This is a genomic window from Cytobacillus sp. Hm23 (assembly GCF_051842895.1).
In the GTDB taxonomy this organism is placed as follows: Bacteria; Bacillota; Bacilli; order Bacillales; family SM2101; genus Nanhaiella.
In genome coordinates this window covers 1-26,743 of sequence record NZ_JBPXRQ010000021.1, presented here as the reverse complement: position 1 = coordinate 26,743, position 26,743 = coordinate 1, and the positions used below count along the sequence as shown (strand labels likewise).

The window sequence follows — 26,743 nt, the reverse complement described above, 5'->3', positions numbered from 1 at the left end:
ATGTCGTGCAATATAGCCTTGGAACATTGCTTTAAGAAACTTGAAAATGATCCATCACCTGTTTTATCTATTTTTGAACATTCTAAAAATCATTTATTTGAATATGTAAGGAAAAGTGTTGCGAAAAATTTATGATATATCAAAAGGTCGTCCTGATGTTGTTAAACATATTGCGTTGTATAGTTGGTTTGGGCAAAATCCAAACACAAATTAGATAGTAAAACATGGTTGTCGTAAATTGTTGAAGAAATGTGAACGAGATGCTTAGGAAGATAACGATGACGTTCATAATATAACTATAAAACATTCACATTTTTAAACTACAAAAATGTTGTAGTAAGAAGAAATCTAAAGGTACCTCAAAAAAATTTTTAAAACTATAAAACTTTTTTCAAAAAAAATTTGTATTTTTCAAAATATATAAGGTTCCTAACTCCTATTACTAATAGGCTGTATTGGATATTGAAATAATGATATAAGGGGTTTGTTATCAAAATAATATACATTACTACAAGCGAGGATTTGGCATCATAACAGCAGTTACCTCATCGAATGGAGAAAATTGATAATAAATCATTATGTGACTAAAATAAGGACTTTCTGCTCTTTCATTATCTTCAGTAAATAGAGTATAAGGTCAGTTTTTGTGGTAAATTTCGGTACCTAAATAAAACATGACATATGTCATCTACGGTTTTAAAAAAATCATTTATGATGAGTCATGTGAGAATGAGAATGTAGTTTATTCAAAAGGGAATGTTGTCGAATACCATTATCCGGATAATAACATTACTGAAAACAACCCGCCCTCACAGTTAACGGATTTTTTACATCAAGCTTTTGAGAATAGGAAGGAGAATGAAGTGTGAAGAAAACAACAAAATATATAGTTTTATCTGGAATCATGATGGCTTTGCCATTCACTCAAGAAGCACAGGCGGAAACAAATATAAATACGACTCTGCAACAACAAATTGTACAAGCTGAAAAGGTAGGCCTAAACATAGAGGCAACTTCAATTGATTCAATGACCCCTCAATCGTATGAAGTAACATTTAATAGTGATGATTATAGTGAGGTTACTATTTTTGTTGAAAGTTTTTATGATAGTATTGATATTTATGATATTGATACTGACGACTTAGTAAAATCTTTTAACTTAGAAGTATTAACAGCGCTTAGCGATAATGTACAAGTTGATGGGGAAGTTTATGTATTTACCGCTTTCAAAGAAGGCCAAGGATTCAAGGTGCTAATAAACAGATATGAAACGAATAATGAAGGCACAGAAGCGGAAGATTCAGTTACTTCACCTGAAGAGACTCCAGTTGAAGTAGTAAATCAACCAGTAGTGTCAGATGACTTACAAAATAAAATAGATGAATTAGAAGAAGCAGTTGCAAAGGATTTAACTATTTTAGAGAATCTAGAAGAAGCAGAAAATCTTCTAAATGAAGTACACAATGAAAGTGATGCTTCTGAATTAAATACAGAAATTCAACAAAAATTAATTGCAGCAGAAACAACAATTAAAGAAGCAATAGCACAGGTTGAAATTAATAGATTGCAAAAGGCAACGATTGATCTTAGAGATGGTTACAACGTTGCTTATACTCCTGATGGAGCTTTATATACTGAAGGATCTGTCTATAAGAGGTTATTAAATGAAAGATTAGCAGCTACAAAAACAGCTAAAGATGCTTTAACAGCATACTATGCAACAACAAGTGTTGAAGAAAACATAGAGTTGCAAAATAATTTAACTAAAATCGTTGCTGTAGCAGAAGGTTATAGTAAATTAAGAGAACTAGAGATAGCAACTATATTTCAACAAACAGCTGTTACTGTTCAATATACAGAAGCTGTGAAAACTACTCTGGATGAAGCAATACTCGCTCAAGAAAACTTGGAAGCAGTGTTCCAAGGAAATGACATTAAGCCAGGGACACAAATATTGTTGGATAACTTAACTAATGCAATAAGTGTAGCACAGCAGTTACTTGGAAATGGAAGTGAACCAGACCCAGGTACTGAGCCAGATGAAACTAATCCAACAGAACCAAATCAACCAGACCCAGGTACTGAGCCAGATGAAACTAATCCAACAGAACCAAATCAACCAGATCCAGGTACTGAGCCAGGTGAAACTAATCCAACAGAACCAAATCAACCAGACTCAGGTACTGAGCCGGATGAAACTGATCCAACAGGATCAAATCAACCAGACCCAGGTACTGAGCCAGATGAAACTGATCCAACAGGATCAAATCAACCAGACCCAGGTACTGAGCCAATTGAAACTGATCCAACAGAAAATGATAATATCCCAACAGATCAAACACCAGAAACGACAATAGGTGATTTTAATTTTAAAGCAAGTCAATTTTATAAGGCATTAAGAGCTAACTTATTTACGTATTACAATACAAGTGAAGGTAGAGTAGCACCTAACCTTGTTACAGCAGAAGAAGCTTTATTAGAGTTAACGAATGCGACCTTCTATCTTTCTGAACAAAATAAACTTAATTTTGCGGAAGCAATCCTAGACATTGAGTCAAAAGAAAAATACCTTAAAGGTGTGCGTGCGAGTTTTGAAAAATCCGCATTAACTGAAGCACTTCAGATTCATTTAAGGGATACACGAGTTACGCAAGTATTTATTGGTGAATATCAATCGACATCTCAAGCTTTATTAGAAACAAGACTAGAAGTAGCGAAAAAAGCACAAGATTCATTAGCAGAATATTTTACTGTTGATAATCATAAAACTTTAAATGATTTGACTAAAATGATTGCGATAGCTGAAGCGAGAAGTGCATCAAGACAATTAGAGATGGTAATTAATTATAATGCTAAATCGTCTACTTATCTAGAAAGTTTAAATACGACTCTGGAATCAGCAACATCTGCAAAGGAAAGATTAGAAGAGTTATTTGAAGGTCAAATAATTAAATCAGCTACGCTAGAAATCTTAACTAACTTACAAGATATCACCCAAGAAGCAGAGGATATGAAAGAAAGATTATCTTAAGTAAGTACACTTTCCTTGTATTAGTGTAATGATAGTGAAGTTTCTATAGTCTCCCAAAGTCAACTAATTCATGATATTTTAATGAGTTAGTTGACTTTTTTTGTTTAGTTATATTGTTAAACATTCGGTCGGTGCAGTCGACTGTAGAAAAATCGAATAATGTAGATGGATTTGAGGTTACTATGGTCTCGTTAATGTTCGTTCTTTCCTCTTTTATCGGTTCTATGATTATGAGCATTAATGTATATACTGTTTCATCAAAGTTAAAAAAAGACTTTAGTAAATGGTCAATCTTTTCAGCAGTACAAGTTATTAATGTGGAACAGCGATTATTTTAACAAGATTCACCTTATTGTTCTTACGCATTTTCAATATTGAATTGGACACTGCGCTAATTGAGACAGGGGTATTACAATTATTAGTGTATTTCTCCTTCTTAAGCTTAACTCAAATGTTTGTAGTTATATTCGGTTCTGCTGGTATGTTCTTTAATATTCTTTTTCTTTCGTTACAATTAGTAACTTCAGGAGTAATCGTCCCGAAAGCGATGTTGTCTAGTTTTTATCAAACGATTGGTTCCTACTTGCCAGCAACATATGCATCAGAAAGGTATTATACAGTTGTCTATGGTGGAGAAAGTTCTATAACAAATATTTTTAATTTATTGCTTATCTCTGCAGTGACCCTAGTAGTTATATTAGTTGAAGTAATTCCATCACTCTAATATTAGCATGATAATACTGTCTTATTCTCGAATCATTGGATTAAATTTCTATGATTACTACAAAAAATACATAACATGACATATGTCATTTCAAGTAAAAAGATAATCCATAAGTAGTTCCAGTTTTTCAGAAATGAAAAGCTGGAACTTTGTTGTTTTATCTAAAGATCTTTTGATATTTTAGACATATTTCTCTAATAAGATGTACACCCAGACAAATAATATATAAGAAGCATATAAAATAGATTACTAAAAATTAACTTGAAAAAAATGAAGCTAAATTTTGAAGGTGTCCGTCTAATGTTTGTATGTGATATAGGAGGAGGTGTAAGAAATTGATTAAGTTAGTCGAACAGGCTCAAAAAGGAGATGAGAATGCTTACTTAAAACTATTTCAACTTTACAAAAAAGAAATCTATCAAACGGCTTTTATTTATGTAAAAAAGGAAGAGGACGCTTTAGATGTTGTTCAGGAAACTGCCTTTCACTCATTTAAGTCTATAAAAACTTTAAAAGACCCAAAATATTTTAAAACATGGTTGATGAGAATTACGATAACTTGTTCTATAGATTTGCTTAGGCAGCGTAAAAAGGTCATTCATTTAGATCATTGTATTACTGAAGAAATAATTAACGATGAGGATAAAAATGTACCTCAGTACTTCAATTTGAGGTAATTAATAAAATAGAAAATCAAACAAAAGAAGAAATTGATCTTGTACTTAAGGAAATGGAAGAAAATTATAATGTAGTTCCGTATTCTATCCATTACTTAGATAGAGTTAACATTAATGAGGTTACGTTAGTAGTAGTATCTACCAATGAAACCCGCAGTGATAAAGAGATCACTGAATTGTTTAACAATATGTTACAAACGAATGGTCAAATATTAGTTAACATTGTTGATGCTAAGACTCTAGCAATGAAAAATCTTTTCTATCATTATATTGTAGGATACCTAAATGAAGGATTTGAGGAAAAATCAGAGCTTGAAGTTTCTAACATAACATTGAATTAAGATAATGATCAAATCACTGTAGTTACAATTATTCAAAGTTTGGATAAAGATGCTGAAATCAATGCAAAACAAATTGAACAAATTATTATTGAATTCTCCCAATCAGAGGAAGCTGCAGCATTTGTTGAAGAAGTATATGAGTTTCTAATAAGTAAGTTTGATGATGAGGAACCATTAAGTAAAGATGTTTCTCAAATATTTGACGTAGTTGATTTAAATAAGGATAAGAGTCGAATTAATTAGTATCTAAGAATAAGTTTAGGACTACCACCAATCAACTAATATACAGTAAGCAATGAGGTGCAGTAAGTTTGAGGTATAAATTTTGGATTATATTTGTATTTATCATTTCGATAGTCTTAATCTCCTCTGAAATAAGAGGAGCAGAAAAGATAGAAGTACCTGTTTTAATGTATCATACATTCGATGTTGAAGGGAAATTTAATTCCATTAACACCACTCCAGATAGATTTGAGGAACAAATCAAGAAGCTGAAAGAAGAAGGCTACTCAACAATCACATTGGAGCAATTTGTTAACTATGTAAATGGTAATGCTGGTTTGCCAAAGAATCCAATAATGATAACAATTGACGACGGTTATGAAAGTGTCTATACCGAAGCTTATCCCATCATAAAAAAGTATAATATTAACGCCACAGTGTTCCCGATAGGAAGCGATGTTGAATCTGGAGAAAGGTTTGACCTTCCTATGATGGATTGGGGTCAAATGAAAGAAATGTATGATGAAGGGTTAGTAGAGATACAAAGTCATACTTATGATTTACATTGGAGACTTAATAACGAGGCAGGAAAAGAAGCATTAGTGTATCCATATACTAAAGATGGGAAGAAAATGAGTGAAAGTCAATTGAAAAATAACATAATGACGGATCTAAAAAAGGCAAAAGCTACTATCGAATCTAACATTGGCAACAAAGGTGTGACACGTTGGCCTATAAGCTTTTCTTGAAAGTGAAAAGGTCGGTTATATATTTTTAACTAACTATTGTTTCGAATTATGAAATGAAGGAGTTAACCGCCCTGAAGCATAATCGCTGAGACTCCTACATGCATTAACTAAGCCAAATGAATTAATGTATGAAGCTAGGTGAAGTCGGCAGAAGTACATCCCAATGCTGAAAAGTAATGGAAGTATGATATGCCGGGCGTCTATAAAAACATCTATGGTGAGAATGATTCAAATGAAACTGACGAACCTTCGAAGGTACGCATCTAGAGCCAAAATGGTTAGGAATAACCATACTGTAATAGCAGGGTCTGTGAGGATTAGTAAGATTTTTTGTTATGAAAATCCTTAATACCAAAAAGGGGTATTCAAGCAGACAGGTGTAAAGAAGGCACCTAAAGGTGTATGTATAGATAGAGACAATGGAACGTGGGAAGCGGTTGACGTGGAGGATTTGGCTCCTGTGAAGCGGTTCTATGGAAAAGGTGTGTCTATAACATAGATTGGCAATCGTGAAAGTGGTGGCATAGTATTGTTGAAACTATAGAAATATAGATGAGAGAAGGCCACTAGTCTGATTAATAATAATAATATTCTATCGGCAAACAATCTTGTTGAGTATCAGTAGATGAAGTCCTTTACCCAACTATATACAGTTATATCTTTAAATTCTTCCATCTGTCTTAGAGTGTATACTATTTTACTACTCTATCAACTTAATATTAATAGAGATAATCTTCAACTGGCAATAACGATTTCATTAAGAAAGTAGTTAGTTAGCATTCAAGATTGGTACTCGATTCAATTTCATTAATTAACAGAATCAGTAATTTTTTTAAACTAACGGAGCGTGGAGGACCTAGAAAACAATCACTGCCTGTGATAAACCCTCAATGTCTAAGTAGGACTGATGAATTAACTAGTAGTCTTTCATCAACTTGATCATATCCTAGTCCCAAATCATTAAGAACAATATGAAAATATCATAATTTAATGATGTACAAATTGAGAAAATTAAACAAACTGAGTTTAACAACTAAAATAGAATTATAATCAGATGGAACGCCGTATGAAGGGAAACTTTCACGTATGGTGTGAAGCGGGGGAAAAGGTGGAGATAGCATCAAAACCTTACCTATCGCTATTAATAGCATTTGCATATCCGTATGGTGCTTATAATTTGGCGGGAGAGAAAACAGTAGGTAATATCCACCAAATGGCTTTTACTACGGAAGAAGGATTAAATTCCGAAGGGCATAACCCTTTAAGAATAAAACGAATCAATATAAATGATAATCTTTCTGGTGATGATATTATTAGGAAAATTAAGTCATTAAGATAAGAAAATGTCATATAAGTGTTTTTTCAATCCCACTAACCTTTTATGAATCCAGGCCAATCTCTGGATTCATACTGTTTTACATCTCCTCCTAGCCCCTGTCTATCTTGTAGTGTCATAGCTTTGCTTTGTTATACGAGGGTAATGCTTCAACCAGCCTCAAACATGTTTCTACAAGTAGGAGGTGAACAGTATTGCCGACAAGATCGATTTTCAATGGCGCTAATCTGAAATAAAGATTAGTGCCTTATTTATATTTGGGGCAGATTTCTGGAGTAAGGGCGAGTGGACAGATAGCATTGTATATGGAATGCTGGTTTCGGATTTGGGAAACCGAGAGCTGTAGAGGAAGGACAAACCCAATATTGGGGTATTGATATCCCATATATAGAATGCAGCCGAGTGGAAAGCGATATAAATCAGGTGCCCAAATAAACCAAACAGGTGGGGACTACGGGAGAAGTGTATCTCCTTCTTATTTAGAAGACGTTATCCGAAATACCCAACCTGTTCATCAAAAGAATGGGAATCTGTCTTATACATCTGAGAGTTTGCAAGTAATAACTAATAAAGATGGTGCTGTAGTTACTGTAATTACAAGGTAGGTTCTAATAATATGGAATACAAAACCAAACTTATTCAACTGTGTGAAAAATTCAAAAGTAAAGAATACGATCTAATCGAATTTCAAAGAAGATTAGCAACTGCAATTTTTCCAGAAGAACTATTTGAATTACAACAGTCGGTATTAAATGATCTAGAAGAAATTCGTTTTACTGAATTAGAGGAAAATTTTTATTCTAGCTTATTAAAAATAATTGCTAAAATACAAATCATCTATAGATAATATTAAAGAAATGGGGGAATTCCTTGTATAATGGGGTTCCCCCATTATTTACATCAACTTATAACCACTTATCATAGCCTTATTTAAAAATGGAGATCAAGTAACAGACTGTTTTTGAAGCTAAAATCATACAAACTTTTAGAAGAACACAAACTATGAAGACATTAAAGATTTGGGATGAAACAATAGTAGTTACATACAATAAGCTGCGTGATGGCGCACTAAAAATATCAAACGGTTGGGTGGGAAAAAATGATAAAAGAACAATTGAAGTCCATCATATTACAGGGTGAATTCACAAAAGCAAAATCTTTGGCAGTGGACATTTCTAAAGAAGACTTAGAAGGCTTATTATTAGAACAAGCTTATGAAACTGAGAATATGTCAATCTATCATTTTGTATTACATCTACTGAAAGAAGAGGAGTCTGTTCAATTACATGAGTTTGCAATAAATGCAATCAGTGTTTTATATTCAACTGGACTTATTGAGTTTCTTTTGAAATCTTTCATGATTATAAAAATAAATATAGTGTTTTATTGCCTCTTTCACTTCTTTAGGTTTTTTATAAGTAAAGAGATTAAAACATTCAGTTTTTAAGTGACTAAAAAAACTCTCCATACTTGCATTATCCCAGCAATTACCTTTTCTAGACATACTTACTTTCATATTGTATTTCTTAAGTAGTTGGTTATAATTATGGGATGTATATTGGTACCCTTGATCACTATGAAGAAGAGTACCTTGTACATTCCGTTTTTTTACTGCTTTATGAAGAGTATCCATAACCAGTTTATAATCATTCTTTTTACTTATCTGGTATGACACAACTTCGTTGTTGTAGAGATCCATAATGGCAGACAAATATAATTTCTGGCCATTGAAAATTAAGTAGGTAATGTCAGTTACCCACTTTTCATTTGGTTTAGAAGCATGAAATTCTCTATTTAGATAATTGTTTGAAATCAGATAAGCTTCTTTCCTTCCATAATAAGGTCGTTTCTTCCTAATGACAGATTTAATACCAAGATCCTTCATTAATCGTTGGACTCGTTTATGGTTTATATGAATTTCATATGTAACTTTTAACCAAACTTGAATCCTTCTATAACCATATATACCTTTATACTTACGGTGACACTCCATTATTTTTTTCTTAATTTCTTTATCCTCTCTTTGCTTTTCCGAAGGAAATGTCTCACGTTCTAACCACTTGTAATAACCACTTCTAGATACTTCCGCCACAAAGCATAAAAGATGAATTGAATAATTCATTTGAGCTAAATCATAAATGATCTGATATTTATTATTCGGTGATGTGTTCATTCCCCCTTTTCATCGATAAGAGCTTTTTTAGAAATTCATTCTCTGCTTCTAATCGTTTTATTTTCTGTTTTGGATGTTCGTTGCGAATATGAGTGACTTTACTAAACTCTTTTTTTCTTCCTCGCCATTCCCGTAGTCCTCTTGTTCCTTCATTATTGTAATGATTGACCCAGCGTTGTACATTTTTACGATGTATGTTAAATTCCCTAGCAACTGCAGAATAGCTCTTTTTGATTTGGTACTGTTCTACAACTTTTTTCTTAAAGTTAATATCATAAGTTTTTCTATCTTTCTCCATAAAAAAATCCCCCTTATGGTAGACAAGCATACTGCGCTTTAATGTATGTGTCTACTATAAGGGGATCATAACAATGTAGCCTAGGCTTTTTTTAAAACTGTCCTTTACAAAGGGTACACTTTATGATAAGCGGAGCTTATTTTTATTTGTAAAACTTGATTAATTCTTATTCTAATTCTTTACTTAGCACTGTTCATTCTTCTTTACATCCATATACTCATTTAACTTTTTGTTCACCATCGAATCTTCTAACTATGTGATAGAACTCGTTTTAACCACAACGGGTGAGTTACCAGCGTGTATAAATATTAAATTATGTGCTTTTACATCAATGATAGATCAAGTACCACTATCTCCATAAGTCACCTAAGCAAGTTTTCTATCTGGCGAGAAGATAGACTTTAAAAATCAAAATCTAGAAGCCATTCCGATTGGTAACGAAGTAAGTTACGCTATGTGTTTTCACATCAATCACAGCCGTCATCAAAATTACCACCTCTTTTTTGAACTTGATATTATAATGATATGGATAAATGAAGTGGTCAATTCTTTCTATGCAACAGAAGTGATAGCGAGCTGATTATTTCTAATTATATACAAATGAAAAATTTGAACTTTTTCATTTTACTTTATCAAAATCTACATTGCGGTATATCGTAGCTTAGCTCCCTTTACCCCTAATTCCCCTTTTTCAGAAAATGTGCAAAAAGACCCGTAACTGAATGTGATTTTTCATCACTCAAATATTTACCATCGTAAAACAGTCATACTCTAGCCTATAAAGTAATTGGATTAAAATCCAATGATTACTGAAAAAAATTCATAGATATACATGACATATGTCATTTGAAATTAAAAGATAATCCTTTAAATTAATTATGTAGGTTGGATTTATTAAATAAAGTTTTTCGACAAAAATTGAACTGAGGAGCAGTGTGTGTATAGTTTTTAGGGAGGATCGACAATACGAATAAAAGCTTAATATCTTACTATTTATTTTTGTTCATTGTATTCCGGTTTGTTTGGAGGGAGAAAAATATAACATTAAGAAAGCATCCCAAAACTTTATTCATTATTCATTAGTTAGCTAGTTTTATTATATCAGGGCTTCTTATTTACCTGAAGAAGAGTATTGCTAAATTATCAGTATTGAGATGACTGTCATTGAACTTAGAACGGAGGGGTTATGATTTTAATTCTTTTGGGTTTCTTAACATTTTTCGGTACCGCTATATTATTATTGATTTTATGTGGAGGGATAATAATTTCTTTCGTCAAAAAGAAACCTTTTCCTAAAAAATTACTGATTACAACATTGTCAGGGGTTATTTTGGTTTCTTCAATTTATTTATTTGAAACATACTTTTTTACCTTTAGTGAAATTAATAGAGAAAACATCCAAAAGGGACCTGGACCTGTAACATCACCCACTGAAGAATTTACAGCTAGTGCTTATTATGAACCATACGGTGGTGCAGCAGGTGGTGTTAACGTATGGGTTGAAATCACAAACAATTATGGGGAAAATAAAGTTCAAACTGTATATTATAGTGATGCAAAAAGTAATTTTTCTATGAAATGGATGGATGAAGATACACTGTATATTCTAAATGCGGAGCCTGATTATCCAAGTTCAAATAGAAGTATCCAGTTAGAAATCGGTAAAGAAATTTATCACGAAAATGGTTTGGCTTGTAAAAGTTTGTTAATGAAAAACAAATATGAGATTTGCTACCAAAACTAATGCTCTCTTTTTGCACTAAAGGGTTGCATTCAAGGGAGCCATTAAGTAGGTTTGTTTGAAGATGTTGATAATAACATTCCAGTTTAGAACTTTCGGTAGCAAGAGATGACAATTATTTTGATGAAGTTTTATCAGCCTTAAAAGATATCCATGATAAAAACCCTACAGTTGAACCTGGGGATATTGGGATTGTCTTCCTCGAAAATAATGACAAGAACTATGATCTTGCTGAGAGGTTAATTATTAGTGTTTACCAAAATTTTGTTTTTTCAGCTATTAAAGGATATAAACTAAAAAACAAGCAAAAAGATACTTTATTCATAAGTAATCGAAACAATATCAAAAGGCATAGAGTTTCCCTTTATCATAAAGTTAATATGACGAGGAATTTGAGTTAGCATCAAATTCAATTAGAACAAAAAATCATTTTATTATGCTTTTATTATAAGCTATCCCCATACTAAGATACGGAGAAATACTGGAAAAACCATCTGATGATTACATGTTACTAATAATTGACAAAATAAAACGGTTATTTTTTGTAATTTCAAATAAGATATCTTCCTTTAACTTTCCTTTTAATATTGAAGTTAACCCTGAGTCAGTAAAACAAGTGAATTAAAGAGTCTTAATCTATAATTTATTCATGCACAAATGATTAATGATAGTATATGCTCCTTTTTGCTTTTGTCATATTTGTCCGTTTAAGCAAATTCACCGATTTTCCCCTCCTTTAGAACATGTCCTTGCCAACCCATTGATATAACAATATCCTCTATTATGTTCATTATACTGTTATGATTTTATAGAAACATAATCTTGCTAGAAGTTATATATTAAACCATATAGTTGTCATAAGTATATATTTTAGTTATGTTGCGGGTGAATTTTGAAGATATAATCAGTGTGAGTATCTATTAAAAGTTGTGGGCAAGCCTAATTCCTAGGGTAGAATTTGTCTACCAATATACAAGTTTAGACATAATTACGAGCTCTTTTTTAAAAGATTATTTAGTTTTATGTTAATATTTAACAATAATGTTGAAATTTTATATGACAGATGTCATTTATTAAATTATTTAGAATTTGATATATTTTAATAACATCTTAAAGAAATGGAGTGATAAATAATTGATGCGTAATTTTTGATAACGATATAAAGATAATCAAACCTTTTTATTAACAGAAAATACTGCATATTAAAAAATTAACAACTAGAAGAGAATAATTTCAAAAATGACTTTTATCTGGGCTTATTGTAACAACATAGGAGCTTTTCTTAAGGCAAATCGTGGTTCAGCAAAATTATGAAATATAAGGCATAATAATAGGCTACCAAAAATAGCAGGATGGTTAAGGGAGATGTGATGAACTTGGAAATTAAATACAGGAATGTTACTAAAACTTTTAGAAGGTTAAAATTAATAGGTATAACTTTAATTAGTATCATTCTACTTACATTGCTAGCAGGTTTTTTGTATGAAAATACTAGTTATAAAAATGTAAAAAACAGCTTTCCTCCTGATGGAGAAATGGTCAATGTCGGAAATCGAGAAATACATGTGAATATTCAAGGGGAAAAAACGAATAAGCCAACTGTTGTTATTGAAACAGGAGCTGGTTCATGGTCATATGATTGGTCATACGTCCAGAAAGAGCTATCAAAGTATACTGAAGTAATTACTTATGACCGAGCAGGATATGGGTGGAGTGACCCACATCCAAATGGATTTAATGTCGATACGACGATTGATGATCTAAATGAAATTCTCGAATATTTTAATATTGATACCCCTGTAGTATTAGTGGGCCACTCCCTTGGAGGACTTTATTCTCGTCTCTTTACAGATAAATATCCTGAAAAGGTTTCAGGTTTAATTCTTGTTGATGCACGAAATGAATATTTCACAGAAAAAGCTAAAGCATTTAATGATGTGATTTTTGATACACAAGACCAAACAAAATATCGTTTATTATCTAAATTTGGAATTATACGACTATTCGGGGAAGGGTTGATTGATGATAAAATCCCCGATTACCTTTCCACAGAAAAGCAGGTCAATGTTCAATTCGATTCTCGATTTTTCAAAATATACGATGAGGAACTTAAACAAATAAGAATATTAGAGAATTTACTAAAAGACACTAAACACTTAGATGATAAGCCTCTACTAATTCTTACACCAAGTAATGTAAATAAAGAATTGGTATTAGGTGCAATCGAATTAGGGTTTTCAGAACAAGAGGCGAATGTCATTGATGCCCAATGGAAAGAAACTCAAAGACAACAATCAGATATATCCAATAATAGTAAGTTTATTTTTGTCCCAAATAGCGGTCACAATATGATGTTTGACCAACCTGATGCAATAATTAAAGCTATTAGGGAGTTCTTCCTGCGATATATCGAATAATAAATTTACAATTCAAACATAGTGTCTAAAAGGAGTGATACATTTATGAGTTATTTTAAAATATACATAAGTGCTATACAGGGGACGAATACCTAAGTCAGTGATCTAAGTAGAACACCTACTAATGGAAGGTGGAGAAGTCCCTCTACAGTGGTTGATACAAATAAACAAAATCAATCGTGGTCCGGATATTTAGATGAAATATGCTAAATTGAAGTTGAAACTAGAAGTAATCGCTGAATAGAGTTTGGCCATGAATTGGTCAAATCGCTTAGAAATCCTGAAGCTACTAGGTTATTGCTCAATAATTATAACGGGTACACCAACTGTTGGACAATGACATTGTAATACTATTTAGATATATATGGAGCCACGTCAAAACCTGCTACTTCAATAACATGAGGTTTGTGACAAACGTTTAAGTAGTATCAGCTTGAGTGGGAGTGGTAGGTTTATTCTTTTAGTCCAACTCCCACTCATTGTTTAGAAAGCATTATTATACTATCTAGCGTACTATATCATTTAGATGTTTGTCTTATATTATGAAGAATATCTTATTCTACGTACTTGGATAAGATTTAGCAACTGAAATCATTTGACATCTACGGTACTACAAGTTAAAAGGAAAGGTATGATATATATGAAGAAAAGATCGGCTTTACTATTTATACTTTTAGTGTTTTTAATTAGCACTGTTGCTTGTAATAAAAAAGAAATAAATAATGAAGATATTCAGAAACTAGTATGGGGTTACAAAAAAGAACAGTACACTATTTCAAGTCCTTATGATCCTCCGACAGGACTTGAAATCTCTGATAAGGTAAATAAGTATTTATCAGAAGAAGCTTTGAATAAGCAAAATGAAAGCCGAATCTTTGAATTAGCACCTAACCTTGCTGTGAAATTGAGCGAAAGTATTGAATTAGTCGATGTTATTGTTGAAAAAGGGGTTGAAAATGATGATGGGACAACGGATTATCAATACACATTACAATTAAAGTTTGGTGAGGATGACATTGAGGAAGTAAGGGGTGAATTAAGTATTTCCAATAAAAAGGGGGTGAAAATCATTCGTGATTTTGACCACTTTAAAGAGATTTGGAAATCCTAAACTTTGAAATAATAATATATTTTCCTCTGAATTTTACTCTAAAAGAAAGCCAGTTCGTAACACTTACTTGAAGAAAACAAGTATTAATACTTCAGATCCAATGACTAAAGAAGTAGAAAAAAGATATTTAACTCATTGGAGAATCAACCTATATTATAAAGCGTCTCCAACCTCTCAACTGCTAAACTTAAAGAAGCATTCAGATTATTACGGATCTGAAAATATTAAGCAATTATCATTATATTAATTAATTCATCTAACATTATCATATCTCCTACTAAAAGACCAAAGTAGTAGGAAATCGAAAACTAGATGAAAAATTATTAAATCTATTATATAGTTTCAAAATATGTTGATGAAGGCATCCTCAAATATAAAACGAAAGGGGCCACGCATAATTGCACCGAATATAAACAAATTCACTGCCAACAAATAAGAAATTTTTCAAGTACTTAAATACAAATATAAAGAGAGGTGAATTTGGGTACTCTTAATTCACCTCTCTCATTTTTGCTAATTATGTCCTAGCCTTATCTTGAATTAAAAAAGAAAAAAATTATAGAATATAATGTAACTGATGAAGACAAGGAAAAATTTGGTCTCTTTTATTAATTATTTATAGCAAAGAGTATTGTATTGGAAAATTAGATCGTCAGATGAATCAGAGTTTGAAGAGTTAGTGGCAGACATACCAAATGAGGTGCAAAGTTTCATTAACTCAGAAGATATCAGGAAGACTATTAAAGATGACCAGTATAAAATAACTATAACAAGTAAAGATGATAAAGACGTAGTAATATTAAAGAATTTGCTTGAAGGATAAATATATTTGTGTAACTAGTTAAGCGCAAAGTTTATAAGGAGGGGTTCTTCTGTTACCTAAAGAGAAAGTTTTAATGGTAGTCCATAATATCGAAGTTGAACGCGGAGGAATGACGTCTGTAATGCTTAATCGCTCTAGAGCATTAGCGGAAAAAGGATATAATGTAAGCCTTGTAACTTTAGATGATAACAATAGATATCAGTCTATCTCCGAAGAACTAAGAAAAATAGGGCGATTGTCAGATAAAGTCGGTATTCTAAATGTTTATGATTATTATAAAGATCTTAATACAAGAAGTGGAGTTTCTGATGAACAATTAAGGTATTATGGTGAAGCTTCAGATATTTACGAAAAGGGATACGACATCCAATCGGATGAGTTACAGGCAAAATTTTACGCTAGATACTTTAAAGATGGAGTATATGTCAAATATAAAAAATGGAACAAAGATTTCACATTAAGCCATATAGATTACTTTGACAATCAAAGAAACAGAACATCACGAGAAATATTTAATAAGAAAGGTTATATCGAAAAAATAATATTCTTTAATGTAAATACCAATAAACAGCATCAAGTTATTTTCAAAACAGAAGACGGATTTACTTATTTAAATAAGTGGTTTAATCCTGAGAAAGGGAATCTTCAACAGCAATTTCTATTTACACGTGATACTAACCGTGTTTCTTTGTTTAAAAATAACATAGAATTGCATTCACGTTGGTTGAATGAGATCTGCGAAAAAGAAGAAAGCAAACCGTTTGTAATATGCGATGGCATAGGGTCTGCAGATAAAATTTTATCGATGGATAAAGCCTTAGCATATAGAATTTACCCTTTGCACACAAACCATTTTCAAGAGCCTTACACATTCGGAAGTGAGATAAAAGAGAAGCATAGAAAAATATTGACAAATTTGATTGATTTAGACTCATTAGTTGTCTTATCTGAAGATCACAAGATTGATATAACTAATCAATTTGGCAATTTTGGAAATGTTGATGTAATACCGAACTCAATAACTAAAAAAAATCATGACATAGTCAAAGATGACTCTCAAGAAATAGCGATTGTAGCTAGGTACGACAAAATAAAACAAATTGACCATGCCATTAAGGCCTTTGCAAAAGTAGTTAATGAATTCCCTAATGCTAAGTTGAATATATATGGAAATGGCGCTGATGAGGAAAGATTAATAAAATTGATTACACATATGAATCTGCATGCCAATGTATTTATAAAAGGTTACAGCAAGGATGTGTCTTCGGTTTATAATAAATCTCTTGTGACACTTCTAACATCAAAATCCGAAGCATTTGGCCTTGTAATTGCGGAGTCAATGCTTAATCAAACCCCTGTGATTAGTTATGATATTAATTATGGGCCAAGAGATATTATAACTAATAATATTGACGGATTTCTTGTCCCTAAAGACAATATAGAAAAACTTGCGGATAAAATTATATTTTCACTAAAAAATCAGGATGAAATCAAAGAAATGGGATTAAAAGCTAAACGAAATATTGAACTTAAATTTACAAACGAAATCATCTCAAAAAAATGGATTAATTTATTCGAGACATTGAAATCAAAAGATCTTATTGAGTTATAAATTAATAAAAAAACGACCTTTAAGGTCGTTTTTATTTTAAAGGAGGAGGTTTATGTCAAATCTTGTAGCTACATTATCAATAACTAACTGGCCGTCTCTTTTAAGTGCATTTGATATCAAGGCTTGGTTTGAAGTTAAAAAAAATCTTATACACGTTCCCTTATTAAAGTAGTAATATTAAATCTCTTATAGATTATCATGCGGCAATAGGAGCATTTGTAGCCTACCTAATATGCCGCAACAAAGGATTATCACGAAAAAAAATGATGACTTTAATATTTTTTGGGCTTTTAGCTGGGACTTACTCCTGATTTAAGAGAGGAGTCTTTAATCAGATTATCTTCTAAATCCACCCTCTGAATGGATGATTTGACCTGTTATCCATGCTGCTTCTTCGCTTACGAGAAATTTTATCGTCTTGGCAACATCAGTAGGTTCACCTATTCTACCGAAAGGAAATGATGGTTTTAGGTCATTCCTAATATTTTCTGTCATCCATCCAGTATCCGTAGGCCCTGGATTAACGGCGTTTACTGTTATTCCTAAGGGAGCAAGTTCTGCTGAGAGAGTAATCGTCAGTGCGTCAACTGCACCTTTCGTCGTTGCATAAGCCAATTCACCAGGCATAGGCCCTTGAAATTGCCCTGAAGTCAAGTTGACAATTCTTCCACCAAATTGTTTATCAAACTTTTGTGCAAACTGAATACTCAATAAAGTTGTCGCACGAATATTGACCTTATAATGTTGATCTAGTTCTTTTGTAGTTAAATTAGCAAATGTGTTATTCGTAGAATATGTAGCATTATTAATTAAAACATTAGGATACCCAAGTCGTTCAACGACCTGACTTAAGAGTAGCTCGGGTGCATCAGGATTTGATAGGTCCAACTCCATACAGGACACGTCGATACCTTTTTGTTGTAGCTCTTCTTTTAATTTCAATGGTTCATCTATTTCGATGCTCCAAGGCATGCTTTTATCGTAATCCGTCCAATAAGTGAAAAATACATGGCATCCTGTTTCGGCTAATTCTCTACAAATTGCTGCTCCAATCCCTTTAAGCCTACTTGCTCCTGTTATAATAGCAATCTTGCCCTTTAAGTCATTCATAGATATGTCCTCCTTGCGAAAAATAACGATGTAGTTATGCGAGTAGATAGATAACTAAACAATGTTTTGCAGACTGCTTAGATAGATAGTCATAAGATTGTTGGTATAATAATAGACAATTATGTTAGTGTCACAATTTTTTTAGGTTGAACTGTACACCTACGTTAACTACTGTACAAATTTAGCAAATAAAAAAGAATTTCACAATAACATTTAGTTAAACAAGACAGTAAAAACTTTATGTGAAAGGAATGAAAGCGATATGAATATTAGACTTGCAGAAACAACAGATATTGAACAATTAATTAAGATGAGATGGGATTTTACATTAGAAGATGATGTAAGTGGAAAAATACAAGATAGTGAATATAGTAAGTTTTACACAGAGTGTGAGTCCTTTTTAATAGAGTCATTAGCAAGTGACAAGTGGTTTATTTGGGTTGTAGAAATTGAAGGGGAAATTGTTTCACATATATATACAGAACTTGTACAAAAAGTACCTAGGCCAGGGAGAGTAACTTATCCATTTGTATTTATGACCAATGTATACACTGTTCCAGGCTATAGAGGAACAGGTATAGGAAGTAAACTATTATCAACGATTAATAAGTGGGCAAAAGAACAAAAGTATGAGTTTATTATTGTTTGGCCAAGTGACCAAAGTGTAGATTATTATAGCAGAAATGAATTTGAGCATTGTAAGGGAGCAATGATGAATACGATTAACTAAGACATTGTAAATATGGTGCAAAACCATTTTCTAGACAGATAACTTGGTACTGTTTGATATATACATATACACCTTATCTTGTTTTAAACTCTGACTATTCATTTTAGCGTTATATAGCTTTTCATAAAATTAAGCTATTTTCGCATAGATTGTTATTTTCCGTACTAAAAAAATACAACTAGATTTCGTGGCACCTTTTCTTCTATAGAACGATGACTTTTACGTAAAATGACATCTATATCTGCTAGTTCAGTAACAATAAAAAAGAAGGGTGGAACTATGTGTCCACCCTACAATGTTCTGTGATCCCTAATATAGTCATTTTGTGATAGATAAAATATTGTACCGTGTTCATCGCTTACTTGCGACACAGAGATTTCCATTTTTTGTAGCATTAAGTGGACGATGGACAGTCCAACTTTTGCACCTTTATGCTGAGATTCAGCGTTCATACCTGGACCCTTGTCTTTAATGATGAGCATGTCTTTTCCTTGTTTATTTATGATGCTAATCCCTACATACTTACCTGCTTGTGCATGACGGTATATATTTTGTAGTAAATTATCAAGTATGCGTGTAAACCATTGTTTATCAACAACCCATTGTACTTGCTGCTCAGGTAAATTTACTTCGATTACAAACCCTTCTTTTTCAAAGATTGGATACCATGAAGCGACCGAGGAACGAATGATACGTAATATATCAATCTCTTCTGGATTGTATGGGTATTTATTAGACGAAATGAGGGTGAACGAGAGGAGATTATCAATTAATTGACTAAGGTAATCTATTTTATCATTAATGATCATAATAGATTGTTCTCCTTCTGTACTTAGTTCTTCTTTATTCAATGAATGTGTATGACCTCTAATCGTAGTAAGTGGTGTCCGTAAATCGTGAGATAGGTTTGCAATTAATTGTTTTCGCAATTGTTCTTCTTCTTTTTCTTTTTCTCGACTTTGTTTCAGTTCGTAAATCATTTGATTGAATGCTTCTTCAAGTTGTGCAATTTCATCCTTTTTTTGAACGAGTATTGGTTCAGGGATACCATCTGCTGTTTGGTGTGTCATCACCTGTTGTAGTGAGATAAGTCGTTTACGAATACTTCTGAAAAAAAGCCATGATACAACAATAAAACCAATCATTAAAATGATTACTGCAAAATAAATAATATATTCAAGTTCATCTCTGTTCTTTTCCCATTCAGTTAACATGAGGTCTCTTTGAATTTGAAATACGATAAATCCTTCTGTAGTGGATTCACCGATAAATGCAATGATCGTAAACGGGTCTTTATCATACGTTTGCTTAACAAATGCTATACTATTTGAGGCTGACCATTGATTTTGAATGTCCACATCAATAGGTATTGTCAGCCTGGTTTTTCCTGTTCCATCAACCCAAAACATCGTAGCATCGGGGTATGCTTTGCTTAACTCGTGTATGCGGGTGTCAATTGTTTCATCGGAGGAACCAGCAAGTTTAGCTGCTTCTTCATGCCACATATTTTCAAGATTTATACTGTTTGTATAAATGGTCTCATCATTATCAAGTGTATTTGTAAAAGGTAAATTAATGAGAATGATCGTTAAAGGAAGAGCAAAAGGTACGAGCATGATTGCCAAACAAATAATAATGATGTATTTAGCTTGAAGTGAATGACGAAATTTCATTGCTTTATCCTATATCCAATTCCACGGATTGTTTCTATAACCACTGGCTCACTTGGGTTCTGTTCAATCTTTTCTCGAATATAGCGGATATGTACCATTAACGTCTTATCTCCTTCTATATATTGCTCGCCCCAAACCGCTTCAAAGATTTGTTCCTTTGTTAAAATTTGATTTAGATTGTCCAATAAATAAAAGAATATTTTATGCTGTTTTCCTGTCAAAATGATTTCCTCATTATTGTAAGTATTGAGAATACGTGATTCCTTAATAAATACATCTAGGTGATGAAGCTTAATCATTTGCTGTGAAGCTTTTCCAAATCTACGAAGTAATACTTCGACTCTAGCATGCAACTCATCAATATGAAAAGGCTTTGTCACATAATCATCTGCAAAAGATAGTCCTTGGAGCTTATCTTCTACAGCAGTTCTTGCTGACAACATCATAACTGGCGTATCAGGAAACTTCATTTTTAAACGCTGTCCGACAGTAAATCCATCGAGCCCAGGTAGCATAACATCTGAAATAACAAGATCAATTTGTTCTGCGTAAGTTATTGCCTCATCCCCAGATTTCACCCAAGTGATGTCATATCCACACTCTTTCAAGCATGATGATACCCAAGTACCGATTTCTAAATCATCTTCTATATATAGAATTTTTTTAGCCATACAATTGCTCTCCTAATTTACCTTAATCTATTTTAGCTTTAGACCACAGAATCTACGAATCAGATGGAATAGAGTCTCAACCTAGTTCATAGGTTTTCAAATATAAATGAATTATTTCACTCTTATTGATACACTCTTTTCGTCAACTTTGTTGCTAGTGATATCAATAGAAGTGCAATAAGTCATCTTATACGGTTGTGATCGTATTACAAAAAAAGCTGCCACGAACTTTAGACGTGAACGTTGTTTATTCATAGTATGTAAAACAACGATTAATGCGAAAACAGCCTATTAAACTAATTTTATTTTATCATACATATTCTTACAAGAAGTTTGTGTTTATGAGATTCATTGACAAATAACCAACAAAAGTCTATTGTTAAGACAAATGTTGTTATTTTGGAATATGGGGTGTATTTTAATGAATGAAAAAGAAAAATATATTTTACATTTGATAAGTAAAAACCCTTATATCTCGCAAAATGAGCTAGCGGAAACGATGAAGTTGTCTAGGTCAGCAATAGCAGGCTATATTTCATCATTGACAAAACAAGGAAAAATTCTTGGAAGAGCGTATGTTTTACCAGAATCGGCTCGGATAACATGTATAGGTGGAGCGAATGTAGATCGGAAAGCACAATCACAAGAGAGCATACAGTATGGCTCGTCTAATCCAGTTTCCGTTACACAATCTAGTGGTGGTGTAGCAAGAAACATTGCAGAAAATATTGGGCGAATTGGCAGTGCTGTCTCACTTGTATCGGTCGTAGGGGATGATCAGGAAGGTGAATGGTTGATTGGGTCAACAAACTTATACGTTGATACAAGTCAAGTTATGAAGCTTCCAAAGATGAACACAGGAACATATACAGCTGTATTAGATCAAGAAGGTGAGATGGTTATCGCCCTTGCTGACATGGCAATATATGATTCAATCAATGATGGTTTTATTGAAAAACGTTGGAGTCACATCACATCATCATCCATTGTCTTACTAGACACTAATTTACCTAGTTATTTAATACAAAAAATCATTGAGCGCTGCCGCCAAGAAAACATTAAACTTTGCGTTGCTCCTGTCTCTGCTCCAAAGATGAAAAAGCTACCTAAGGTCCTTGATGGAGTTACTTGGCTTATCTGTAATCAACAAGAGGCGATGACATTAGTTGGAGAGTGTAGAAATGATCGTGTTATGTGTGAAAAAATTCAGCAGCTAGGTGTAGAGAATGTCATTATTACACGTGGTGAACGAGGAATTGTCTACCAAACAAATGATAGCGCTTACGGAGAAATTATTGCACCTACTATAGGTGCGATAGATGTTACTGGAGCAGGAGATTCGTTTGTAGCTGGATTCCTATATGCAATGAATAAAGGAAAAAATTTTAGGAAGTCATGTAAATACGGTATGACCTGTTCAATGCTTACGTTGCAAACGCAAGAAACGGTTAACAGCGAATTGCATGAGCAGTTATTGCTGAAAACATATCAACAATATTTTGAGGAGGATAAGTAAATGAACTTACAAGACGTGCTAGTGTATTCAGAGGAAGTGACAAAGGCAATAGAAGAAAAAAAGCCGGTTGTAGCATTAGAATCGACAATCATTTCGCACGGTATGCCTTACCCGCAAAATGTAGAAACAGCAAAAGAAGTAGAAGCACTAATTCGAGATAATGGTGCTGTACCTGCTACTATTGCCATATTGGATGGAAAAATAAAAATTGGATTAAATAATGATGAGCTTGAGCTATTAGCTACTAGTAAAGAAATAGAAAAAGTAAGTAGAAGAGATTTACCGTATATCGTTGCAATGAAAAAGCACGGTGCAACAACGGTGGCAGCTACAATGATTTGTGCGCATCTAGCAGGCATTAAAGTATTTGCCACAGGTGGAATCGGTGGTGTTCACCGTGGAGCAGAGCAGACGATGGATATATCGGCTGACCTTCAAGAACTTGCTCAAACAAATGTAGCAGTCGTATGTGCTGGTGCTAAGTCAATATTAGATTTAGGACTAACGTTAGAATATCTAGAAACAAACGGTGTACCCGTTATAGGTCATGGCACAAAAGTATTGCCAGCATTTTACTCAAGGACGAGCCAATTTGAAGTAGATTATCAAATAGATTCACCGAAGGAAATAGCTAGTTTAATTCAGGCGAAGTGGGAGCTCGGACTACAAGGTGGTCTCGTCATTGCTAATCCGATCCCAACTGAGGATGAATTAGATGAAGCGTATATTACATCAATCATTGACAAAGCGCTCGTTGAAGCAAAAGAGAATGGAATTTCAGGAAAAGACGCAACACCTTTTTTACTAGACAAAGTGAAAGCATTAACAGACGGAAAAAGCTTGATAGCAAACATTGCATTAGTAAAAAATAATGCGATTGTCGCTGCTAAAATAGCATCAAATCTATAGAGAATAGATACATCTTTAAGTTCAAACAGCACCGGAATATGGTGCTGTTTGACTTTGATTTTACTTAATAAAACACTTCTTCCTATTTTGAAGCTATGAAAGAATAGGCTCATTCAATAGGTACTATAGCTTTCTCCTAGTTAATATTTCTTTCCAGTAATACCAAGCTTTTTTATATTCTTCGAAATCGTCTGGATGATGTTTAATGCATGCTGCTATCCTGAGGTATAAAACAATAAGTACATCTTTATATGAAAAGCAATCTCGATCATCAGTTGTTAAATGCAGCATAGCTGAATCTATCGACTCTGCTGTTAACTCTGTTGGTGAGGAACAAAAAGCATAAATCAAATCATAGTAGCTTTTTCCTAAAACTGGAGCTGGATCAATCACTCCTTTTAATTCTGCTATGTCAAAAATAAAGTTATGCATACCACAATCTCCGTGAAGAAAGTACGGTTGATTCTTAGTAGATGATTTAGGAATTAGATTTAAAACAAAATCATATTCAGCTCTACCTAAATAAGGGGTTATATGAGTGTTCGCACGAGTGATTTCACTCTTAAGAAAGTCTCTCCATGATTCCGCCGGGTCATCTGCCCATCCCCAATTTTCCCTTGAGGTGACTGTTTTATAATTATTTATAAGCTCTAACACAAGTTCGATAAGTAAGTCTTTTTTACTCAGTGGGTTATAGTTTGTAGTGCCAGGAATAAAAGAATAAACGATATATTTGTAGGATGGCTCTACAAAAATAAGTTTAGGTATTAAATCGATATTCTTATAATACTTAAGATATTCAGCCTCTGACTTTACTATAGTTGGCTCATTAATTTTAATAACATAATGTGTGTTATCTGCATTTTTTATAAGGTATAGTTCACTAACAGTACCACCAGTTAATGGTTCATATTCTGGTTTTGGTGGGATTATACTATTTTCTATTAATTGGTTAATAATTTTTGTTACATCCATATTTCTCAACCCTTCTTATTATGGTCCAATTATTACTAAATTTAGTGATGTTAACAAATATGACCCAATATCTATTTATTTAAGTGATTTGTAACGGAAGTGGTGGCATGTAAAAACAAATTTATCTTTTTTAACTGTAATTGTCAAAGCACACACTGTTCCTTTAGATGCACTGTTAGCTAGTAAGCCTACAAGAGATGAGCGAAAAAAAATAAACTTGAACAGCCTTGCTGAATCTTTTTAAGAGAAAGTCCATTATTTAAATGGATTTGATCCTTCGGTAAGTTCTATTAAAAGTTCTCTGACATTTCTATATTTGTAAATTGAGCTACACAAATGGAAATTTTTCTGTTGACATCTAGGATAATATACCTAATAATGTACAAGTTGGAAAAAATTAATGACAACAAGGGGGAGACATAATTTGAAAAAGCAACACTTTTTTTGGAAAACAGTTGTTATTTCTATGCTGGTCAGTTTAGTAGTACTTATTCAGCCTACTATTGGTCATTCAGCAGATGATAACTCAAGAGCTGATGGTTCATTTTCTGATATAACACAAGGTTATTGGGCATCCGAAGAAATTACATTTCTAACTTCAAAAGGTATAATTAAAGGCTACAATAATGGGGGATTTGGTCCTAAGGATAATGTTACAAGAGCACAGGCAGCAATAATGGTTGCGCGCGCCTTGGAATTAAATACAGATAATATTACAGACCCAAAATTATCAGACGTAAACGATGAACATAGCGCTTATAAAGAGATTGCAGCTGTAATTGATCAAGGTATTTTTGATAGAGTAGACAGCTTTTACCCAAACGAGCCACTTACAAGAGGAGAAATGGCTAAAATCCTTGTTCGAAGCTATGAGTTAAAAGGTAACTATGGAGAATACTTTACAGATGTTTCACTAGAAAATGAATATTACCCATACATAAATAAGTTATTTGCTAATGGAGTCACTACCGGGTTTTCAAACAAAACTTTCAAACCCGATCAATCAGTTACAAGAGATCAATTTGCTGTATTTTTTGCTAGAGTATTAGATAGCAAGTTTAAACCATCTATAATCAATAATAATTCTCTAGAATTAGCGAAGAATGGGATATTAAATGGATGTAAGTATTCTTTGAATGATTATGTAACGTCAAAGGACATTCTTGATGATAATGGTGAACCTGACTGGGAAGGTTATAATGGGGGTGCCAAAGGGAAACTTTTTGAAAATTGCTTGTACTATACAGGAGATTATGTTGATGATTCAGACAAATTAATCACTGCAATTGATTATCATACGGATGAAAGCACTAATATTTCGATACAAGATATTAAGAAACTTCTTGGTGAACCTTTAGAAGAAGGTAACGATGAAATGAATGGGTATAGCTACATGACATATAGTGATGATGCATATTTCCTAAACTTTATTTTTAGTGATGGAAGTCCAATATTATCGACTATTGAGTTAAGATATAAAATGTCTGAAGAAAAAGCATTCTATCATCTTTTGAAAGAGCTAGGGGTGTTAAATAATCCTAACATATGGTACGACGGGGGTATATACGATGAAACTTCACGTGAATATTCTTTTGATGTCTGTCAATATGTACAAGACTCTGAAGACGAGGGACATTGTGTACGATTAGGATTTTATTATGTAGGTGGATTTACTGGGCAAATTAGGCAGTTTACCTACTAGCATTCTGTAATATTAGCTTTGTTATAAACAAATTATTAATACTTTATTGAGTTGTTACAAAGGAGGAAGGACTGTAGTTGGAATGATCTGAACCCAAAAAGTTAGACACAGATATTTAGGCAGCTACTAGTGCATGATTTCGGTATTGAATCGGACTCATGCCTTTTAGTTTTGCCTTAATCCGTTTGTGATTATAGTAATA

Annotated in this window: 29 protein-coding genes; 22 read left to right on the top strand and 7 right to left on the bottom strand. The window is 32.8% G+C overall.

What is annotated here, in order from left to right:
- Window positions 1–674: 674 nt before the first annotated feature.
- The 12 genes from ACSVDA_RS14240 to ACSVDA_RS14185 all read left to right on the top strand — a co-directional run bounded on the left by ACSVDA_RS14240 (window position 675) and on the right by ACSVDA_RS14185 (window position 8,220).
- Window positions 675–869, top strand: coding sequence for a hypothetical protein (locus tag ACSVDA_RS14240; RefSeq protein ID WP_485884101.1), 195 nt, complete (start codon window positions 675–677; stop codon window positions 867–869).
- Window positions 866–3,031, top strand: coding sequence for a hypothetical protein (locus tag ACSVDA_RS14235; RefSeq protein WP_485884100.1), 2,166 nt, complete (start codon window positions 866–868; stop codon window positions 3,029–3,031). The genes ACSVDA_RS14240 and ACSVDA_RS14235 overlap by 4 nt, the downstream gene beginning before the upstream one ends.
- Before the next feature lie 113 nt (window positions 3,032–3,144).
- Window positions 3,145–3,369, top strand: a complete 225-nt coding sequence (locus tag ACSVDA_RS14230) for a hypothetical protein (protein WP_485884099.1) — start codon at window positions 3,145–3,147, stop codon at window positions 3,367–3,369.
- A 14-nt stretch (window positions 3,370–3,383) separates the two neighbouring features.
- Complete coding sequence (locus ACSVDA_RS14225) at window positions 3,384–3,755, top strand: ABC-2 transporter permease (RefSeq protein WP_485884098.1); 372 nt, start codon at window positions 3,384–3,386, stop codon at window positions 3,753–3,755.
- A 335-nt stretch (window positions 3,756–4,090) separates the two neighbouring features.
- Window positions 4,091–4,432 carry a sigma factor gene (locus ACSVDA_RS14220; protein WP_485884097.1) on the top strand — a complete coding sequence of 114 codons (342 nt, stop codon included), beginning with the start codon at window positions 4,091–4,093 and terminating at the stop codon, window positions 4,430–4,432.
- Window positions 4,433–4,485: 53 nt separating this feature from the next.
- Window positions 4,486–4,773, top strand: coding sequence for a hypothetical protein (locus ACSVDA_RS14215; protein WP_485884096.1), 288 nt, complete (start codon window positions 4,486–4,488; stop codon window positions 4,771–4,773).
- 39 nt (window positions 4,774–4,812) lie between these two features.
- Window positions 4,813–5,016 carry a hypothetical protein gene (locus tag ACSVDA_RS14210; RefSeq protein ID WP_485884095.1) on the top strand — a complete coding sequence of 68 codons (204 nt, stop codon included), beginning with the start codon at window positions 4,813–4,815 and terminating at the stop codon, window positions 5,014–5,016.
- Window positions 5,017–5,084: 68 nt separating this feature from the next.
- Window positions 5,085–5,744, top strand: coding sequence for a polysaccharide deacetylase family protein (locus tag ACSVDA_RS14205; RefSeq protein WP_485884094.1), 660 nt, complete (start codon window positions 5,085–5,087; stop codon window positions 5,742–5,744).
- Window positions 5,745–6,852: 1,108 nt separating this feature from the next.
- Window positions 6,853–7,083 carry a polysaccharide deacetylase family protein gene (locus ACSVDA_RS14200; RefSeq protein ID WP_485884093.1) on the top strand — a complete coding sequence of 77 codons (231 nt, stop codon included), beginning with the start codon at window positions 6,853–6,855 and terminating at the stop codon, window positions 7,081–7,083.
- Between the two features lie 389 nt (window positions 7,084–7,472).
- Window positions 7,473–7,685 (top strand): hypothetical protein, encoded by a 213-nt coding sequence (locus ACSVDA_RS14195; protein ID WP_485884092.1) that lies wholly within the window; start codon window positions 7,473–7,475, stop codon window positions 7,683–7,685.
- Window positions 7,686–7,696: 11 nt separating this feature from the next.
- Entirely contained in the window at window positions 7,697–7,927 is a 231-nt protein-coding gene (locus ACSVDA_RS14190) for a hypothetical protein (protein ID WP_485884091.1), read from the top strand.
- A gap of 155 nt (window positions 7,928–8,082) precedes the next feature.
- Window positions 8,083–8,220, top strand: coding sequence for a hypothetical protein (locus ACSVDA_RS14185; RefSeq protein ID WP_485884090.1), 138 nt, complete (start codon window positions 8,083–8,085; stop codon window positions 8,218–8,220).
- Window positions 8,221–8,401: 181 nt separating this feature from the next.
- Here the strand turns inward: ACSVDA_RS14185 and ACSVDA_RS14180 are convergent, their stop codons facing one another.
- Both ACSVDA_RS14180 and ACSVDA_RS14175 read right to left on the bottom strand, forming a co-directional pair.
- Window positions 8,402–9,253: an IS3 family transposase gene (locus ACSVDA_RS14180; RefSeq protein WP_485884089.1), complete on the bottom strand. Its 852-nt coding sequence runs from the start codon at window positions 9,251–9,253 to the stop codon at window positions 8,402–8,404.
- Window positions 9,234–9,551 carry a transposase gene (locus tag ACSVDA_RS14175; protein ID WP_485884088.1) on the bottom strand — a complete coding sequence of 106 codons (318 nt, stop codon included), beginning with the start codon at window positions 9,549–9,551 and terminating at the stop codon, window positions 9,234–9,236. Before ACSVDA_RS14175 ends, ACSVDA_RS14180 begins: the two co-directional genes overlap by 20 nt.
- A 1,186-nt stretch (window positions 9,552–10,737) precedes the next feature.
- Here ACSVDA_RS14175 and ACSVDA_RS14170 point away from each other — a divergent pair.
- From ACSVDA_RS14170 to ACSVDA_RS14145, 6 genes are all read left to right on the top strand, one after another.
- Window positions 10,738–11,295 carry a DUF5412 family protein gene (locus ACSVDA_RS14170; protein WP_485884087.1) on the top strand — a complete coding sequence of 186 codons (558 nt, stop codon included), beginning with the start codon at window positions 10,738–10,740 and terminating at the stop codon, window positions 11,293–11,295.
- 1,373 nt (window positions 11,296–12,668) lie between these two features.
- Window positions 12,669–13,709, top strand: coding sequence for an alpha/beta fold hydrolase (locus ACSVDA_RS14165; protein ID WP_485884086.1), 1,041 nt, complete (start codon window positions 12,669–12,671; stop codon window positions 13,707–13,709).
- A gap of 640 nt (window positions 13,710–14,349) precedes the next feature.
- Complete coding sequence (locus ACSVDA_RS14160) at window positions 14,350–14,820, top strand: hypothetical protein (RefSeq protein ID WP_485884085.1); 471 nt, start codon at window positions 14,350–14,352, stop codon at window positions 14,818–14,820.
- 67 nt (window positions 14,821–14,887) lie between these two features.
- Entirely contained in the window at window positions 14,888–15,067 is a 180-nt protein-coding gene (locus tag ACSVDA_RS14155) for a hypothetical protein (RefSeq protein WP_485884084.1), read from the top strand.
- 384 nt (window positions 15,068–15,451) lie between these two features.
- Window positions 15,452–15,643 (top strand): hypothetical protein, encoded by a 192-nt coding sequence (locus ACSVDA_RS14150; protein ID WP_320208906.1) that lies wholly within the window; start codon window positions 15,452–15,454, stop codon window positions 15,641–15,643.
- 73 nt (window positions 15,644–15,716) lie between these two features.
- On the top strand, window positions 15,717–17,255 hold the full coding sequence (locus tag ACSVDA_RS14145; RefSeq protein WP_485884083.1) for a glycosyltransferase: 1,539 nt from the start codon (window positions 15,717–15,719) through the stop codon (window positions 17,253–17,255).
- Between the two features lie 336 nt (window positions 17,256–17,591).
- Here ACSVDA_RS14145 and ACSVDA_RS14140 read toward each other — a convergent pair whose 3' ends face one another.
- Entirely contained in the window at window positions 17,592–18,365 is a 774-nt protein-coding gene (locus tag ACSVDA_RS14140) for an SDR family oxidoreductase (RefSeq protein ID WP_485884082.1), read from the bottom strand.
- Between the two features lie 262 nt (window positions 18,366–18,627).
- Here ACSVDA_RS14140 and ACSVDA_RS14135 point away from each other — a divergent pair, with 262 nt between their 5' ends.
- Window positions 18,628–19,095 (top strand): GNAT family N-acetyltransferase, encoded by a 468-nt coding sequence (locus ACSVDA_RS14135; protein WP_485884081.1) that lies wholly within the window; start codon window positions 18,628–18,630, stop codon window positions 19,093–19,095.
- Window positions 19,096–19,385: 290 nt separating this feature from the next.
- On the opposite strand, the gene ACSVDA_RS14130 is transcribed toward ACSVDA_RS14135, so the two are convergent.
- Together ACSVDA_RS14130 and ACSVDA_RS14125 are read right to left on the bottom strand one after the other, a co-directional pair.
- On the bottom strand, window positions 19,386–20,768 hold the full coding sequence (locus ACSVDA_RS14130; RefSeq protein ID WP_485884080.1) for a HAMP domain-containing sensor histidine kinase: 1,383 nt from the start codon (window positions 20,766–20,768) through the stop codon (window positions 19,386–19,388).
- Window positions 20,765–21,439, bottom strand: coding sequence for a response regulator transcription factor (locus ACSVDA_RS14125; RefSeq protein WP_485884079.1), 675 nt, complete (start codon window positions 21,437–21,439; stop codon window positions 20,765–20,767). Before ACSVDA_RS14125 ends, ACSVDA_RS14130 begins: the two co-directional genes overlap by 4 nt.
- A gap of 421 nt (window positions 21,440–21,860) precedes the next feature.
- On the opposite strand from ACSVDA_RS14125, the gene ACSVDA_RS14120 reads away from it, so the two are divergent.
- Window positions 21,861–22,955, top strand: a complete 1,095-nt coding sequence (locus ACSVDA_RS14120) for a carbohydrate kinase (RefSeq protein WP_485884078.1) — start codon at window positions 21,861–21,863, stop codon at window positions 22,953–22,955.
- Window positions 22,956–23,864, top strand: coding sequence for a pseudouridine-5'-phosphate glycosidase (locus ACSVDA_RS14115; RefSeq protein ID WP_485884077.1), 909 nt, complete (start codon window positions 22,956–22,958; stop codon window positions 23,862–23,864). It begins immediately after the preceding gene.
- A gap of 123 nt (window positions 23,865–23,987) precedes the next feature.
- On the opposite strand, the gene ACSVDA_RS14110 is transcribed toward ACSVDA_RS14115, so the two are convergent.
- Window positions 23,988–24,839, bottom strand: a complete 852-nt coding sequence (locus ACSVDA_RS14110) for a phosphotransferase (RefSeq protein ID WP_485884076.1) — start codon at window positions 24,837–24,839, stop codon at window positions 23,988–23,990.
- 424 nt (window positions 24,840–25,263) lie between these two features.
- Between ACSVDA_RS14110 and ACSVDA_RS14105 the strand changes: the two genes are divergently transcribed.
- Window positions 25,264–26,541 carry an S-layer homology domain-containing protein gene (locus ACSVDA_RS14105; RefSeq protein WP_485884075.1) on the top strand — a complete coding sequence of 426 codons (1,278 nt, stop codon included), beginning with the start codon at window positions 25,264–25,266 and terminating at the stop codon, window positions 26,539–26,541.
- Window positions 26,542–26,656: 115 nt separating this feature from the next.
- Here the strand turns inward: ACSVDA_RS14105 and ACSVDA_RS14100 are convergent.
- Window positions 26,657–26,743 (bottom strand): IS3 family transposase (locus tag ACSVDA_RS14100; RefSeq protein ID WP_485883345.1); only part of this gene is annotated, 87 nt, incomplete at its 5' end.